Source organism: Chromobacterium piscinae (assembly GCF_021129175.1).
GTDB lineage: Bacteria > Pseudomonadota > Gammaproteobacteria > Burkholderiales > Chromobacteriaceae > Chromobacterium > Chromobacterium piscinae.
Genome location: NZ_JAJOHV010000192.1, coordinates 1 through 534, shown reverse-complemented (window position 1 = coordinate 534; position 534 = coordinate 1). Strand labels below are relative to the sequence as shown.

1 protein-coding gene is annotated in these 534 nt (G+C 68.7%); it reads right to left on the bottom strand.

Going from position 1 to position 534, the window contains the following annotated elements:
- Window positions 1-355: SAM-dependent methyltransferase (locus LQR33_RS24155; protein WP_231470773.1), on the bottom strand; the 355-nt coding region annotated here is incomplete at its 3' end.
- Window positions 356-534 lie beyond the last annotated feature (179 nt).

Below are 534 nucleotides of genomic sequence, written 5' to 3'. Positions count from 1 at the left end.
GCGGGCGCACCGGGTGGCCGGCGGCGCGCACCGCCTCCACCAGCCGCGCGCCGGGGTCGGATACCGCCGGGGTGCCGGCGTCGGACACTTGCACCACGATCTGCCCTTCGGACAGCCAGCGCACCACCTGTTCCGCCATGCCGCGCTCGTTGTGCTCGCGCAGGCTGACCAGCCTTTTGGCGCGGATGCCGTAGGCGGACAGCAGCTGGCCGGTGACGCGGGTGTCCTCGGCGCAGACGACGTCGGCCGCCTCGAACGACGCCAGCGCGCGGGCGCTGATGTCGGCCAGATTTCCAATGGGCGTGGCCACCACATATAATGTCCCGCTATGGAAACTATCCCTGGCGGCATCGATAAGGTGGGCGAACGAGGTATGCAAAGACTGACTCCGCTGTTGTTGGTTGGCGTCTTGCTGACGTGGCTGACGCCGGTCGTGGCGCAAACCCCCGACTATATCATTCAAAGCAATGGCGCGCCGATGCGCGCGCTGGTGCAGCCGCCGGGCCAGACGCCCAGGCTGGCGACGCCGACGCC